12 protein-coding genes and 1 pseudogene are annotated in these 15,099 nt (G+C 70.4%); 8 read left to right on the top strand and 5 right to left on the bottom strand.

The genetic code is table 11. The annotated features are described in order from the left end of the window. On the bottom strand, positions 1-1,541 hold a 1,541-nt coding region (locus tag NMN56_RS31475; protein WP_283742525.1), incomplete at its 3' end, for a homocysteine S-methyltransferase family protein. A gap of 209 nt (positions 1,542-1,750) precedes the next feature. Here NMN56_RS31475 and NMN56_RS31470 point away from each other — a divergent pair. The 4 genes from NMN56_RS31470 (at position 1,751) to NMN56_RS31455 (ending at position 6,760) form a co-directional block, all read left to right on the top strand. Then, positions 1,751-2,515 carry an IclR family transcriptional regulator gene (locus NMN56_RS31470; protein ID WP_274038761.1) on the top strand — a complete coding sequence of 255 codons (765 nt, stop codon included), beginning with the start codon at positions 1,751-1,753 and terminating at the stop codon, positions 2,513-2,515. Between the two features lie 266 nt (positions 2,516-2,781). After that, on the top strand, positions 2,782-3,546 hold the full coding sequence (locus NMN56_RS31465; protein WP_274038760.1) for an MIP/aquaporin family protein: 765 nt from the start codon (positions 2,782-2,784) through the stop codon (positions 3,544-3,546). 53 nt (positions 3,547-3,599) lie between these two features. Next, on the top strand, positions 3,600-5,144 hold the full coding sequence (gene glpK, locus NMN56_RS31460) for a glycerol kinase GlpK (RefSeq protein WP_274038759.1): 1,545 nt from the start codon (positions 3,600-3,602) through the stop codon (positions 5,142-5,144). Positions 5,145-5,149: 5 nt separating this feature from the next. Beyond that, positions 5,150-6,760 carry a glycerol-3-phosphate dehydrogenase/oxidase gene (locus NMN56_RS31455; RefSeq protein ID WP_274038758.1) on the top strand — a complete coding sequence of 537 codons (1,611 nt, stop codon included), beginning with the start codon at positions 5,150-5,152 and terminating at the stop codon, positions 6,758-6,760. Between the two features lie 229 nt (positions 6,761-6,989). Here the strand turns inward: NMN56_RS31455 and NMN56_RS31450 are convergent, their stop codons facing one another. Further along, positions 6,990-7,982: an ArsR/SmtB family transcription factor gene (locus NMN56_RS31450; RefSeq protein WP_274038757.1), complete on the bottom strand. Its 993-nt coding sequence runs from the start codon at positions 7,980-7,982 to the stop codon at positions 6,990-6,992. Positions 7,983-8,037: 55 nt separating this feature from the next. On the opposite strand from NMN56_RS31450, the gene NMN56_RS31445 reads away from it, so the two are divergent. The 3 genes from NMN56_RS31445 to NMN56_RS31435 are packed head-to-tail and all read left to right on the top strand — an operon-like array spanning position 8,038 to position 11,230. Next, positions 8,038-9,393, top strand: coding sequence for an MFS transporter (locus tag NMN56_RS31445; RefSeq protein WP_274038756.1), 1,356 nt, complete (start codon positions 8,038-8,040; stop codon positions 9,391-9,393). After that, on the top strand, positions 9,365-10,510 hold the full coding sequence (locus NMN56_RS31440; protein WP_430542754.1) for a glycoside hydrolase family 18 protein: 1,146 nt from the start codon (positions 9,365-9,367) through the stop codon (positions 10,508-10,510). Before NMN56_RS31445 ends, NMN56_RS31440 begins: the two co-directional genes overlap by 29 nt. A 48-nt stretch (positions 10,511-10,558) precedes the next feature. Beyond that, complete coding sequence (locus NMN56_RS31435; protein ID WP_274038754.1) at positions 10,559-11,230, top strand: FadR/GntR family transcriptional regulator; 672 nt, start codon at positions 10,559-10,561, stop codon at positions 11,228-11,230. 151 nt (positions 11,231-11,381) lie between these two features. Here NMN56_RS31435 and NMN56_RS31430 read toward each other — a convergent pair whose 3' ends face one another. Next, the gene (locus tag NMN56_RS31430) at positions 11,382-12,212 is read right to left on the bottom strand and encodes an ABC transporter permease (protein ID WP_274038753.1); all 831 of its coding nucleotides are present in this window, start codon (positions 12,210-12,212) and stop codon (positions 11,382-11,384) included. Continuing rightward, a complete protein-coding gene (locus NMN56_RS31425) occupies positions 12,209-13,327 on the bottom strand; it encodes an ATP-binding cassette domain-containing protein (RefSeq protein ID WP_274038752.1) in 1,119 nt (372 codons plus the stop codon). The genes NMN56_RS31430 and NMN56_RS31425 overlap by 4 nt, the downstream gene beginning before the upstream one ends. Positions 13,328-13,391: 64 nt before the next feature. On the opposite strand from NMN56_RS31425, the pseudogene NMN56_RS31420 reads away from it, so the two are divergent. Then, a pseudogene (locus tag NMN56_RS31420) lies at positions 13,392-14,093 on the top strand (TetR/AcrR family transcriptional regulator); the annotation flags it as partial. 143 nt (positions 14,094-14,236) lie between these two features. On the opposite strand, the gene NMN56_RS31415 reads toward NMN56_RS31420, so the two are convergent. Further along, positions 14,237-15,061, bottom strand: coding sequence for an amidohydrolase family protein (locus NMN56_RS31415; protein WP_274038751.1), 825 nt, complete (start codon positions 15,059-15,061; stop codon positions 14,237-14,239). Positions 15,062-15,099 lie beyond the last annotated feature (38 nt).

The raw sequence follows: 15,099 nt of genomic DNA, 5'->3' as shown, positions 1-15,099 counted from the left end.
ATGTCCGACTCACGGATGCCGTAGTTGCCGGTCAGGTCAGCGATGAGCCGTTCGGCGATGGCGATCTTGTGCTCGACGCTGCGCGCCTGACCCTCCTCGTCGATGGTCAGCGCGATGAGCGCGGCGCCGTGTTCGGCCGCGAGCTGGGTCACCTTCGCGAAGCGGGACTCGGGGCCGTCACCGTCCTCGTAGTTGACCGAGTTGATGACCGCACGGCCACCCAGCTTCTCCAACCCCGCCTGGATCACCGGGATCTCCGTGGAGTCCAGCACGATCGGCAGCGTCGAGGAGGTCGCGAAGCGGCCGGCCAGTTCGGCCATGTCGGCAGCGCCGTCCCGGCCCACATAGTCCACACACAGGTCGAGCATGTGCGCGCCCTCACGGATCTGCTCCCGCGCGATCTCCACACAGTCGTCCCACCGGGCCTCCAGCATGGCCTCACGGAACTTCTTCGACCCGTTCGCGTTCGTCCGCTCACCGATCGCCAGATACGAGGTGTCCTGCTGGAAGGGCACCGTCTGATACAGCGACGCCGCACCCGGCTCCGGCCGCGGCGTACGCTCCGCCAGTTCAGCACCCCGCACCCGCCCGACCAGCTGACGCAGATGCTCCGGCGTCGTACCACAGCAGCCACCAACGAGGGACAGCCCGTAGTCGCGTACGAAACCCTCGTGCGCGTCGGCCAGCTCACCCGGCGTCAGCGGATAGTGCGCACCGTTCTTGCCCAGCACCGGCAAACCCGCGTTCGGCATGCACGAGATCGGGATACGCGAGTGCTGGGCCAGATACCGCAGATGCTCACTCATCTCCGCGGGCCCCGTCGCACAGTTGAGACCGATCATGTCGATACCCAACGGCTCCAGCGCCGTCAGCGCCGCACCGATCTCCGAACCCAGCAGCATCGTCCCCGTCGTCTCCACCGTGACCGAACACAGCAGGGGAAGATTCACGCCGGCCGCTTCCATCGCCCGGCGGGCACCGACGATCGACGACTTGGTCTGCAACAGGTCCTGCGTCGTCTCCACCAGCAGCGCGTCGGCGCCGCCCGCGATCATGCCCTCCGCGTTCACCTGGTAGGCGTCCCGCAAAGTGGCGTAGGGCGCGTGCCCGAGAGTGGGCAGCTTGGTACCGGGGCCCATCGAGCCCAGTACCCACCGCATCCGGCCGTCCTCGGCCTCGAACTCCTCGGCCACCTCACGGGCGATGCGGACGCCCTGCTCGGACAGCTCGAAGTTGCGGTCGGTGATGTCGTACTCGTTCAGCGCCGCGTAGTTGGCGCCGAACGTATTGGTCTCCACACAGTCCACACCCGCGGCGAAATACTCCTGATGCACCGTACGGATGATGTCGGGACGCGTGACGTTCAGGATCTCGTTGCAGCCCTCCAGCTGCTCGAAGTCCTCCAGTGTCGGATCCTGCGCCTGGATCATCGTCCCCATCGCCCCGTCGGCCACCACTACACGAGAGGCAAGGGCCTCACGGAGGGCATCGGCCCGGGTGGGGGTCTTGGATGCGGACGTGCTGCTCGGCGACGAGGCCATGGAAAGAGCTCCCTGGGATGCGACGGCTGTCGGCTTTGCGCGCCAGTGGGGCAGCGCACCCGGTCAGCGTATAGGGCGGACGCAAGAGTGCAGGTCGACATTCCGCCTCTCGGACGGTCCTAGACTCAAACCCGACTACCGCGTCGTCGGCATGACGCGATACCGTTCGACATTGTCGAACCCGGAAGTAGCAGGTCAGGGAGGACCCGATGGCCCGGACCATCCAGTCGCTGGAGCGCGGCGCAGCGGTGCTGCGGCTTCTGGCGGGTGGTGAGCGACGGCTCGGTCTCTCCGAGATCGCCTCGGCACTCGGGCTCGCCAAGGGCACGGCGCACGGACTGATCAGGACCCTCCAGAACGAGGGCTTCGTGGAGCAGGATCCGCCGACGGGCAAGTACCAGCTCGGGGCCGAGCTGCTGCGGCTGGGCAACAGCTACCTGGATGTGCACGAGCTGCGCTCGCGCGCGCTGGTGTGGACGGACGACCTCGCACGTTCCAGCGGGGAGAGCGTCTACCTGGGCGTGCTGCACCTCCAGGGCGTCCTGGTCGTGCACCACGTCTTCCGGCCCGACGACAGCCGTCAGGTACTGGAGGTCGGTGCGATGCAGCCGCTGCACAGTACGGCGCTGGGGAAGGTGCTCTCGGCGTACGACCCGGTCGCACTGAGCGAGGCGGTGGACGGGGAGCGTGCCGACTTCACGGAGCGCACGATCACCGGCTTGGAGGAATTCGAGTCGGTCCTGGATCTGACCAGGGCGCGCGGGTGGGCAGCCGACGTGGAGGAGACGTGGGACGGGCTGGCTTCCGTCGCCGCGCCCATCTTCGACCGCCGGCGGATGCCGGTGGGAGCTGTCGGGATCACGGGGGCCGTCGAGCGGGTGTGTGAGGGCGAGGAGCTGCAGCCGCGGCTGGTGGCCGCCGTCCGGGACACGGCCCGTGCGGTGTCACGGGACCTGGGGGCCTTGCGGTTCTGACCCCGACGCACCTGCTGTTCCGGTCGGCTCTCTGAGTACGTACCGGGGCAGAGGGCGCATCAACATGCCAACTCGCCCAAGTGGTACCAGGATGGACTCTCAGGAGTTATCCGTCACACCCTCTTGACGAGATGTTCATGAAGGAGAAAAGTTGCCGTTCGGCGGTCGACATTGTCGAACACCGGACGCAAGAGACCGGGCCCGCCTATCCCCCAGCCTCCCGCTGGGAGGTGACCCCAATGACATAAGTGACGAAGGAGTCGCGGGTGTCCAGCTCCGACATCTTTACGAGCGAGGTTCTCGGCACCATGGTGCTGGTCCTCCTCGGTGGCGGCGTGTGCGCCGCCGTGAATCTGAAGCGGTCCAAGGCCTTCGGGGCCGGCTGGGTCGCCATCGCGTTCGGCTGGGGGTTCGCGGTTCTCACCGGTGCCTACATCGCCCAGTCCTCGGGCGCGCACCTGAACCCGGCAGTGACCCTGGGTCTCGCCATCAAGGGAGACACGAAGTGGAGCGACGTACCGGTCTACATGGGCAGCGAGCTGCTCGGCGCCCTGATCGGCGCGATACTCGTCTGGATCGTGTACTACAGCCAGTTCCAGGCCACACTCCGTGAGCCGGAGGCCGTCGAGCAGAAGAACGCGAACCCGGGCCCTGTGCACGGCGTGTTCTTCACCTCGCCCGAGGTGCGCAAGCCGTTCCTGAACTTCCTCACCGAGGTCATCGCCACCTTCGTGCTCATCCTCGCGATCCTGACGCAGGGCCTGGTCAAGGACGCCGACGGCACCGTGGGACTGGGCAAGCTGGGCGCGCTGATCACCGCACTGGTCGTGGTCGGTATCGGTCTGTCGCTCGGTGGCCCCACGGGATACGCGATCAACCCGGTCCGTGACCTCGGTCCGCGTATCGTCCACGCGCTGCTCCCCCTGCCCAACAAGGGGGGAAGCGACTGGACCTACGCCTGGGTCCCGGTCGTCGGCCCACTGGCGGGAGCCGCTGCCGCCGCCGGCATCTACAACCTCGCATGGGGCTGAACGGCCGCAGCGCTGATCCGCTGACAGACCCGAAAGAAGTATCGGAGCAGACCATGAGCGACACGCAGACCACAGCCTCCGCGCACGGGGGAGGGCCGTTCATCGCGGCCATCGACCAGGGCACGACCTCCAGCCGCTGCATCGTCTTCGACAAGGACGGCCGCATCGTCGCGGTCGACCAGAAGGAGCACGAGCAGATCCTGCCGAAGCCGGGCTGGGTCGAGCACGACGCGGCGGAGATCTGGACCAACGTCCAGCAGGTCGTCACCGGCGCCATGCGGAAGGCCGGGGTCACCAAGAAGGACGTTCTGGCGCTGGGCATCACCAACCAGCGCGAGACGACGCTGCTGTGGGAGAAGGCGACCGGCAAGCCGGTGCACAACGCCCTCGTGTGGCAGGACACCCGTACGGACACGCTCTGCAGGGAGCTGGGCCGCAACGTCGGCCAGGACAGGTTCCGCCGCGAGACGGGCCTCCCCCTCGCGTCGTACTTCGCGGGCCCGAAGATCCGCTGGCTGCTCGACAACGTCGAGGGGCTGCGTGAGCGCGCCGAGAACGGCGAGATCCTCTTCGGCACCATGGACTCGTGGGTCATCTGGAACCTGACCGGTGGCCCCAACGGCGGCGTGCACGTCACGGACGTCACCAACGCGTCCCGCACCATGCTGATGAACCTGCACACCATGGCCTGGGACGAGAAGATCTGCGCCTCCATCGGTATCCCGATGCAGCTGCTGCCGGAGATCCGCTCCTCGTCCGAGGTGTACGGGGAGGCGACAGGCGACGAGCTGGGCGGTCTGCCCGTGGCCTCCGCGCTGGGCGACCAGCAGGCGGCGCTCTTCGGCCAGACCTGCTTCGAGCAGGGCGAGGCGAAGTCGACGTACGGCACCGGCACCTTCCTGCTGATGAACACCGGGCACGAGCCCGTCAATTCGTACAACGGGCTGCTGACGACGGTCGGTTACCGCATCGGGAACGAGAAGCCGGTCTTCGCGCTGGAGGGCTCCATCGCCGTCACGGGCTCGCTCGTGCAGTGGATGCGGGACCAGATGGGCATGATCAACAGCGCGGCCGAGATCGAGACGCTGGCCAGCTCCGTCGAGGACAACGGCGGCGCGTACTTCGTCCCGGCCTTCTCGGGGCTCTTCGCGCCGTACTGGCGCTCGGACGCGCGCGGTGTGATCGCCGGCCTGACCCGTTACGTCACCAAGGCGCACCTGGCGCGCGCCGTGCTGGAGGCGACGGCCTGGCAGACGCGCGAGATCGTCGACGCCATGCAGAAGGACTCGGACGTCGAGCTGATGGCGCTGAAGGTGGACGGCGGCATGACGGCCAACAACCTCCTGATGCAGACGATCTCGGACTTCGTGGATGCCCCCGTCGTCCGCCCGATGGTCGCCGAGACCACCTGTCTGGGCGCCGCCTACGCGGCCGGCCTGGCGGTCGGCTTCTGGTCGGGCACCGATGAACTGCGGGCGAACTGGAAGCGCGCCGCCGAATGGACCCCCCGCATGGACGCGGAAACGCGTGAGCGGGAATACAAGGACTGGCTCAAGGCCGTGGACCGGACCATGGGCTGGATCGAAGAGGAGAGCTGAGAGCAATGAACACCTCGCAGAGCGTCCCTACCCTCGGGACGCACCCGGCTGCCGGCAGCAACCCTGGCCGCGCCGAGAGCAGAGGGCTGCTCGCGAACGCGACGTATGACCTTCTGGTGATAGGCGGCGGCATCCTGGGCACCTCGGTGGCCTGGCATGCGGCGCAGTCGGGTCTGCGGGTGGCGATGGTGGACGCCGGCGACTTCGCCGGCGCCACCTCCTCCGCCTCGTCCAAGCTGGTGCACGGCGGTCTGCGTTACCTCCAGACCGGTGCGGTCAAGCTGGTCGCGGAGAACCACCACGAGCGGCGGGTGCTGGCCAAGGACGTGGCCCCGCACCTGGTCAACCCGCTCACCTTCTACCTCCCCGTCTACAAGGGCGGCCCGCACGGTGCCACCAAGCTGGGCGCCGGCGTCTTCGCGTACTCCGCGCTGTCCGCCTTCGGCGACGGCGTGGGCAAGGTCATCTCGCCCGCCAAGGCGGCGGCCGACAACCCGGCGCTGCGTACGGACAACCTCAAGGCCGTCGCCGTCTACGGCGACCACCAGATGAACGACTCCCGTATGGCCGTGATGACCGTGCGCGCCGCGGTCGAGTCCGGTGCCGTGGTGCTCAACCACGCGGAGGTCACCGGGCTGCGCTTCACCCGCGGCCGGGTGACGGGCGCCGAGCTGCGGGACAGGACGGACGGCACCGAGTTCGGTGTGAACGCGCGCCTGGTGCTCAACGCGACGGGGCCCTGGGTCGACCACCTGCGCGGCATGGAGGACAGCGGTGCGGCGCCGTCCATCCGGCTGTCCAAGGGCGCCCACATCGTGCTGAAGCGGAACTCGCCGTGGCGTGCCGCGATGGCCACGCCCATCGACAAGTACCGCATCACCTTCGCGCTCCCGTGGGAGGACCAGCTGCTGCTGGGCACCACCGACGAGGAGTACACGGGTGACCCGGCGGACGTACGGGCAACCGAGTCGGACATCCAGCAGATCCTGGACGAGGCGGCCTTCTCCGTGAAGGACGCCGACCTCTCGCGCGACCTGATGACGTACGCCTTCGCGGGGCTGCGGGTGCTGCCGGGCGGTCCGGGCGGTGTCGAGTCGGCCAAGCGCGAGACGGTCGTCAGCGAGGGCCGCGGCGGCATGCTGTCGGTCGCCGGCGGCAAGTGGACGACGTACCGGCACATCGGCCGTACGGTCATGAACAAGCTGGAGAAGCTGCCCGGCGGTGCACTCGGCGAAGATGCCGTCCCGGTCAAGGACCTGGTGCGGCGCACGCCGCTGCCCGGTATCTCCAACCCGAACGCGGTCGCGCACCGGCTGCTCGTGGACCGCGAGCCCGGCGTGCGCATGGACCCGCTCACCGCACGGCAGCTGGCGACGCACTACGGCTCGCTCTCCTTCGACATCGCCCGGCTGGTCAACGAGGACCCGGCGCTGGGCGAGCGTGTGCACCCCGAAGGGCCCGAGATCTGGGCGCAGGTCGTCTACGCGCGCGACCACGAGTGGGCGCAGACCGTCGACGACGTGGCGCGGCGCAGGATGACGCTGACGATCCGCGGTCTGGACACCCCGGAGGTCCGCGAGCGCGTGGAGAAGATGCTCGCGGAGCGCCAGAGCTGACCGCGCGCCTGCCGCGCGGAAAGCCCACGCCTGCGGCCTAGGAAGCGCGCACCTGTGGTGCAGGAACGGGCCGTTCCCTTTGGGTGCCGTCGTGCTCGGGGGCGTTGACCTCGGGCCGCTGTTCCCATGGCCGCTGCCCGCGGGCCGGTGCATGGCCGGTCGGTCAGTGGCCGGTCGGTCAGTGGCCGGTCGGTCGGTGCGTGGCCGTCGTCAGGGCGGGCCCGGTCGGTCAGTGGCCGGTCAGGGCTTCGGCGACGGGGGTGCGGGCGTAGAGCACCACGCGCCCGGTGCGGTGTGCGCTCACCAGGCCGGCGGCGCGCAGCGCCGTGAGGTGCTGGGAGACGCCGCCGGGGGTCAGGCCCGTGCGGTGGGCGAGGTCGGTGGTGGAGGCGGGCGCCGCCAGCTCCGCGAGCAGCAGTGCGCGGCTCCGCCCCAGGACTCCGGCCAGCGCTTCGGAGTGCGGCTGGGGGCTCGGCGCCCACAGGGTGCCGATGCCGCGCGGCGGATAGCGCAAGGTCGGGAGCGGGTCCTCGTCCTCCAGAGTGGCGAAGACCCGTGGCCATACGAAGGCGGAGGGAACGAGCAGCAGTCCGCGCCCTGCGAGGTCCCGCGTGCCGCTCAGGTAGCGGTGGTCGAGGCGGAGCACCCCGGATTCCCAGGCGATCCGCGAGTTCAGGTCGGCGAAGAGTCGGCGCGCACCACCCTCGGCGAAGCGCATGGCCCGGTGCAGGATGTCGCCCTCGCACAGGGCGCGGATGCGGGGCCAGTACGGGGCCAGGGCCACCTCCCAGTAGGCGGCGATCACGTCGGCCAGCCGGGCGAGGCCGCGTTCGGGGTCCTCGCGTATGGCGTCCACGTACGGCTTCACCTCCCGCACGGTGGTGCGGAGTTGCCACGGTGGTGTCGCGCGCAGCGTGGTCAGCTCCACCTCCAGGGAGGGCTGCGGAGTGGTCGGCGGAGGGACGAGGAAGCCGGGGATGGCCACGGTGGGCACGGGTACCAGCCCCAACAGCGGTGTGAGGTCGAGCTTCGCCGCCGCGAGCAGCGGTTCGACCCACTCGGTCCACCTGTGGTGCAGCCCCGAGGGGTCGGCGCCCTTGAGGACCCGGACGCTGGCCACCACTTCCCACAGCGGCGAGACGGCGAACCGCGTGCGCGCCACGTCCTCGGCCGAGAACCCGATCTCCAGGACGCCGCTGTCAGCCTGCTCACCGCTCTTCATTCAGCGGAGACTAAATCACTGGCCCACGGTGTGCGCACCGGGCACCGTACCGGCCATGGTCCCGACAAGTCCCTGGCGGACACCCGATTTCCGTACGCTCTTCACCGCTTCCGCGCTCAGCCAGTTGGCCACGAATGTCGGCCAGGTCGCCGTCCCGTTGGCCGCGGTGACGACGCTCGACGCGAGCGCGGGGCAGGTCGGGCTGCTGGCCACGCTGAGCACTCTGGCGTTCCTGCTCATCGGACTGCCCGCCGGCGCCTGGGTGGACCAGATGCGGCATCGCAGGGTGCTGATCTGCGCGGACATGGCGCGGGCTGCGCTGTTCGCCTCGGTGCCCGTGGCGTGGTCGCTGGACGTGCTCACCCTGGAACAGCTCTATGCCGTGGTCCTGCTCAATGGCTGCGCGACGGTGTTCTTCGACGTGGGTTCGCAGAGTTTCCTGCCGACGCTGGTCGGCCGTGAGGGGCTCGTACCGGCGAATGCCGCGGTCGTGAGCCTCCAGGCCATGGGCAACGTGGCGGGCAGGGGCGCCGGGGGCGGCATCGTGCAGTTGCTGACGGCACCGGTTGCGGTGATCGCCGTAGGGGTGCTCTATCTGGGCTCGGCGCTGCGTCTGTTCGGCATCCGTGCCAGAGCGGCGGGCACGGACACCGGCACCGGCACGGGCACGGGCACGGAAACGGGCGCCGGCCAGGAGGCGGGAGCGGGGACGGGAGCGAGTGCCGGGCTGCCCGGGCTGCGGGCGCGGATCGGTGAAGGGCTGCGCCACGTGCTCGGGAACGCGGAGCTGCGCGCTCTCGCGCTGACCGCCTCGATCAGCAACTTCGGCTCGCAGATCGTCAATACGCTGCTCCCCCTGCTGTTCACCCGCCAACTCGGCCTGTCGGCGGGGGTGTTGGGGCTGTACTGGGCCGTCGGCGGGGTGGGGATCTTCCTGGGCGCGCGCCTCGCACAGCCGCTGGCGGCGCGGTTCGGTCACGGCAGGGCGCTGGGGTTCGCCGGTGCCTGCGTGGCGCCGGCCGCGCTGCTCGTTCCGCTCATCGACCGGGGTGGCTGGCTGTGGCTGGCGGGTGCGGGGTGGGTGCTGACCACGGCGAAGATGGGCATGGACAACGTGCTGGGGGTGAGCCTGCGCCAGCGTCTGACGCCCATGCCCATGCTCGGCCGGATGAGCGCGACGTTCCGCTTCATGCTGACGGGCGCGGTCGCCGTCGGCTCCGCCGCCGCGGGCGTACTGGGCGAGTTCGCGGGGCTACGGGTCGCGCTGTGGGTGGGCGGCGGCTGCATGGCGCTGGCCTTCGTGCCCGTTCTGCTCTCCCCCGTCCGCACCCGTCGCTCACTTCCGCCGCAGGCGGGCGCCGCGCGTGACATCCTCCTCTCTCATGGGGAACGGGGGAACGCCCGCCGCTGACAGCGGCACAGGGGCGATACGGTCCGCGCGGCACCTGCTCGGACGGCTCGTGCCGCGCCGCCGACCGCGGCACGCGACGGTCAGGCGCGTGGCGAAGTGGACGGCGCTGGCGCTGACGGTGCTGGTGGTGCTGCCGGTTGTGGGCGCGGGAACGGCACTGCGCGTCTCGTACACGGGCGAGACACCGGAGGACGTGCGCACCCGCGGGAAGGACGCGCTGTGGCTGGGGCACGCGTGGCTGGACGGGCGCAGAGACGCGGGCGATCTGGCCGCGCTCAAGCGGCGGTTGGCGGGCACGGGCGTACGCGACCTGTATGTGCACACCGGCCCTCTGGAGGACGACGGCACGCTGCGCCAGGACCGCTACCCGCGCGCCGCGTGGTTCCTGCGCGCGGTGAAGCGGGAGCTTCCGCGGGTGCGGGTGCAGGCGTGGCTGGGGAACGTGCTGGTCTACGGGGACGAGAAGGCCGGTAAGTACCCGGCGGGCAAGGGGCTGCGGCTGGCCGACGCCGGGTCGCGGCGTGCCGTGGTGGACAGTGCGCGGCAGGTGCTGGACACCGGGTTCGACGGGGTGCACTTCGACCTGGAGCCGCTCCGTTCGGACGACGGGGACTATCTGCGGCTGCTGGACAGGTTGGGCCCGACCGTGCGCGCACATGGCGGGCTGCTGTCGGTCGCGGCACACCAGATCGACCCGCTGCCGGGGATGCACACGGTCTCCGCGGCCGTGCGCGGGCGCGGAAAGTGGTGGACACAGCGGTACTTCGGGCAGGTCGCGCGGCGTGTGGACCAGATCGCGGTGATGTCGTACGACACGGCGCTGCCGCTGGAGAGCCTGTACGGGGGCTATGTGGCACAGCAGACGGTGCTGGCGCTGGAAGCGGCACCGGAGCGGGTGGATCTGCTGATGGGGCTGCCCTTCTACCACACGGACGACATGGGTCACCACGCCTCGGCCGAGACGGTGCCCGCGGCCGTGCGCGGGGTGCGGCTGGGGCTGGCGCGGGAGGACAGGGAGCGCAGGCGGTTCGGCGTCGCTCTCTATGTCGACTTCGCGGCGACGGAAAACGACTGGGAGGCGTACCGGCGGGACTGGTGCGCGCCTTCGGGGTCATAATGTGGGCACAGACATCCGATGTCTCGGCGTCGAGCACTGGGAGGCAGCGTGGCGGTTACCGATGAGGCGATCGAGAAGATCAAGGGGATGATCGTCTCGGGTGCGCTGCGGCCCGGCGACCGGCTGCCCAAGGAGAGCGAGCTGGCGACCGAGCTGGGGCTGTCCCGCAACTCCCTGCGGGAGGCCGTACGCGCCCTGTCCCTGATCCGGATCCTCGATGTGCGGCAGGGCGACGGCACGTATGTCACCAGCCTCGACCCGCAGTTGCTGCTGGAGGCGATGAGCTTCGTCGTGGACTTCCACCGCGACGACACGGTGCTGGAGTTCCTGGCGGTACGCCGCATACTGGAGCCCGCCGCGACCGCCATGGCGGGCTCACGGATTCCGGAGAGCGAACTGGACGCGCTGGACGCGCAGTTGGACGCGCTGGGCGCCGACCCCTCCGTCGAGGAACTGGTCGCAGCCGACCTGGAGTTCCACCGCCGCATCGTGACGGCCTCGGGGAACTCGGTGCTGTGCTCGCTGCTCGACGGCCTCTCGGGGCCGACCACACGCGCACGGGTGTGGCGGGGCCTGACCCAGGAGGACGCCGTCAGCAGGACCCTCTACGAGCACCGGCAGATCCTCGTCGCCCTGCGCGCGCGGGACACCGAGGCCGCGCGCTCCTGGTCGACGGTGCACATCGCGAGCGTCGAGCAGTGGCTGCGTTCTACGTTGTGAGGGGCACGCGTTGAGACGGCCACGCGTCGTGACGGCCACGCGTCGTGAGAGCCCGCGGCGTCATGGGCCTGCGCCCCGTGACGGTCCGCGTGCCGTGAACGCGTCCCGCATCGGGGCCCCGTGACGGGGCCCCTCCCCGGTCGGCGCCGGTTCACCGTCCGCTGCGTGCGTACCGGCGCACGGTGAGCGGTACGCACACGGCGAGGATCAGCAGGGACCAGAGCAGTGTTCCCGCGACGGGATGTGCGACGGGCCAGGCCGCGTCCGCCGGTACGGGAGCGTTGCCGAACAGGTCGCGTACGGCCGCCGTCGCCGCGCTGATCGGGTTCCACTCGGCGACCACGCGCAGCCAGCCGGGCAGGCCCTCGGTGGGGATGTAGGCGTTCGAGAGCAGGGGCAGCATGAAGGTGATGCTGCCGAGCTGGCCTGCGGCCTCCTCGTTCCTGGTGAGCAGCCCCAGGAACATGCCGATCCAGGTCGTGGCGAAGCGGAAGAGCAGCAACAGGCCGAAGGCGCCGAGGGCTTCGGCGGCCCCGCCCTCGATACGCCAGCCCACAGCGAGCCCCACCAGGATGAGCGGCACCAGGCCGAAGGCGGTGGTGACGGCATCGGCCGCCGCCTGGCCCAGGGGAACGGCAGCACGGCTCATGGGCAGGGTGCGGAAGCGGTCCATGACGCCGCGATGCGTGTCCTGCGCGGCCTGGAACATCCCGTTCATGATGCCGTTGGCCGCGGTGGCCGCCAGCAGCCCCGGCACGAGAAAGGCACGGTACTCGGCGCCCGGCATGGCCAGCGCGCTGCCGAAGACATAGCCGAAGAAGAGCAGCATCGTGACCGGCATGGTCTGAGTGAGGATCCACAGTCCCGGGTTGTGCCGGGTGCGCTGAAGATGGCGCCCGAGCATGGCCCAGCCGTCCAGGAGGAGCGCGTTCGGGCCCCTGGAGCCGAGTGCGGTGGACGGCTGATGGGTGAGGGCACTCATGCGGCCCGCCTCTCTGTGTCCTTGCCGGTCTTGCGGGTCTTGCGGGTCTTCGCAGCCTTGCCGGTCTTGGTTGCCTTGGTGCGGGCAGCATCCTCGGCGTGCCCGGCGTCCTCGGAGTGGGCGCCGTCCGTGTCGGCACCGCCCGTGTCGGCACCGTCCGGCGCGACCGAGGCGGCGGCGGTGTTGCCGGTGAGCTTGAGGAAGACCTCGTCGAGGGTGGGTGCGCGCAGGCCGGCGTCGCTCACGGGCACGCCGGCGGCGTCCATTTCACGGACGAGGCGGGGCAGAGTCAGCCCGGGTCGGGACACGGCCGCACCGACGGAGAGCCGTTCGTGGTCCAGTGCGGGTTCCCCGCCTGTCAGCCCGCCGAGTACGACGGCAGCCGCGGCCAGCGCGGCGGGGTCCTGGGTGACGACTTCCGCGTACGAGCCGATGGCAGCCTTGAGTTCGGCGGGGGTGCCGGTGACGGCGGCGCGGCCGTGGTCGATCAGCACGATGTCGTCGGCGAGTTGATCGGTCTCCTCCAGGTACTGCGTGGTGAGCAGGACCGTCGTCCCCTGGCTCGCGAGTTCGCGCACGGCCTCCCAGATGCGCCGGCGGCTCTTGGGGTCGAGCCCCGTGGTGGGCTCGTCGAGGAAGAGCACGCGGGGGCTGGTGACGAGGCTCGCGGCGAGGTCGAGACGGCGGCGCATGCCTCCCGACCAGGTGCTCACGGGGCGGTCTGCGGCGTCGGCCAGTTCGAAGTGCGCGAGGAGTTCGTCGGCCCGCGCGGCTCCGGCCCTGGCGCTCAGCCGGTGCAGCCTGGCGAAGAGGCGCAGGTTCTCCCTGCCGGTCAGCTCGGTGTCGACGGAGGAGTCCTGGCCCGTGACGCCGATGTGCCGGCGTACGGCGTGCGGGGCACGGCTGACGTCGTGCCCCGCGACGTGCGCGGTGCCGCCGTCGGGGGCGAGCAGGGTGGTCAGCAGGCGTACGGCGGTGGTCTTGCCCGCACCGTTGGGGCCGAGGACACCGCAGACGGTTCCCTCGGGCACGGCCAGGTCGAGGCCGCGCAGCGCGTGCACGGGGCCGAAGCGCTTCTCCAGACCCTCACTAAGTACAGCGTACGTAGTTGTCATGCGGCTCACGATACCGCACTACGTACGACGTACGTAACTAGGATGGTGCACGAGGTGATGATCAATGCCAGCGCGTTCCGCCGAACCAGCGGTGATCTGGTCCCGTCCCGAACGGGCGGGCAGGGGCCCACGCCCCGCCTACAGCCGCAGTGACATCGCGGCGGTGGGCGTACGGGTCGCCGATGCCGATGGGCTCGACGCCGTCACCATGCGGCGGGTGGCGGCGGAGCTGGGCTGCGGCACCATGTCGCTCTACAACTACGTGCCGCGCAAAGAGGATCTGCACGAGCTGATGGCCGATGCCGTCATGGGCGAGTACGACACCTCGCAGCCGCCCTCAGGCGACTGGCGTGCCGATCTGCTCGCGATGGCCTACCAGGCCAGGCAGTTGATGCACCGGCACACCTGGCTGCCCCGCATGATGTCGCCGGTCTACGGGTTCAGCCCCAACGGGCTGCGCTTCATCGAGTACACCCTCAGCTGCCTCGACGGACTCGACGCGCGCTACGGCGCCAAGCTGGAACTGATCGCCATGGTCAACGGCATGGTCACCACGTACGTCTCCAACGAGCTGGCTGCGGCCGAACGCACCCGTTCGCTGCCCTGGAGCGAAGAGCGGGAGCACGAGGTACGCGCCGCGTATCTGGCCCGGCAGGTCGCGGGCGGCGCCTATCCGCGCATGGCCGCCGCGATGGCCGAGGACGCGGGCCCCATCGACCTGGACGGCGCCTTCGACCGGGCGCTGCGCCGCGTCCTCGACGCCTTCAACGACCCCACGGACTCGGCGGACTCCACGGACCCCGCGGGCTCCACAGACCCTGCGGGCTCCACAGACCCTGCGGACTCGACCGCCCCCACCGACTCCACCGGCGGGTCCCTTGGCGTCTCCTCTGGGGGCGGGTCCGGTACCTAGGCGTCGGTGATGCCGTAAACGCGGGCCGCGTTGCCGCCGAAGACGGCGGCTCTCTCGTCCTGTGTGAGGTCGGCCGTGGCCTCGTCGGCGAGGGCTGCGACCTCGTCGTAGGTCGCGGCCAGGGTGCACACGGGCCAGTCGGAGCCGAACAGCACCCGCTCGGGCCCGAAGGCGTCCAGCACATGGCGCGCGTAGGGAAGGGCCTCGGTCTGCGTCCAGGTCTCCCAGTCGGCCTCGGTGACCAGGCCCGAGAGCTTGCAGCTCACGTTCGGCAGCGCGGCGAGCTGGTCGAGCAGGCCGGCCCAGGGCTCCCACTCCCCCACCGCGATACGGGGTTTGGCCGCGTGGTCGAGCACGAACTCCAGCTCGGGCAGCGCCCGTACGGTCTCCACGGCCGAGGGCAGCTCGCGCGGTGTGACCAGCAGGTCGTAGACGAGCCCCGCCTCCGCCAGCCGGGCCAGGCCATGCCGTACGTCGGCACGCGAGAGCCACGCCGGATCGTCCAGGCCCTCCGTCTGGTGCCGTACCCCGGCCAGTCCGGTGGGGAGCCGGGGCCCGCCGGGCGCGGTGAGGTCGGCCCAGCCGACGACGGCGGCCACGTGCGCGGAACGCTCTTTGAGCGCCAGTAGTTCGCGGGTCTCCCCGGTCGAGTGACTGGCCTGGACGACGACGGTGGCGTCGATGCCGTGCGCGTCCAGATGCGGCAGCAGATCGTCCTCCGTCCAGGTGCGGTGGATCGGGTCGGCCCAGGCGCCGTCCATCCAGGGCAGCGCACGGCGCGAGAGAACCCACAGGTGGTGGTGCGCGTCGATACGGATCATGCGGTGGGGGCTCCTCGATCGGTCAGTGGCGGCCGGTC

It is taken from the genome of Streptomyces iconiensis, assembly GCF_028657195.3.
GTDB lineage: Bacteria > Actinomycetota > Actinomycetes > Streptomycetales > Streptomycetaceae > Streptomyces > Streptomyces iconiensis.
This window is presented reverse-complemented; position numbering and strand designations above follow the sequence as displayed.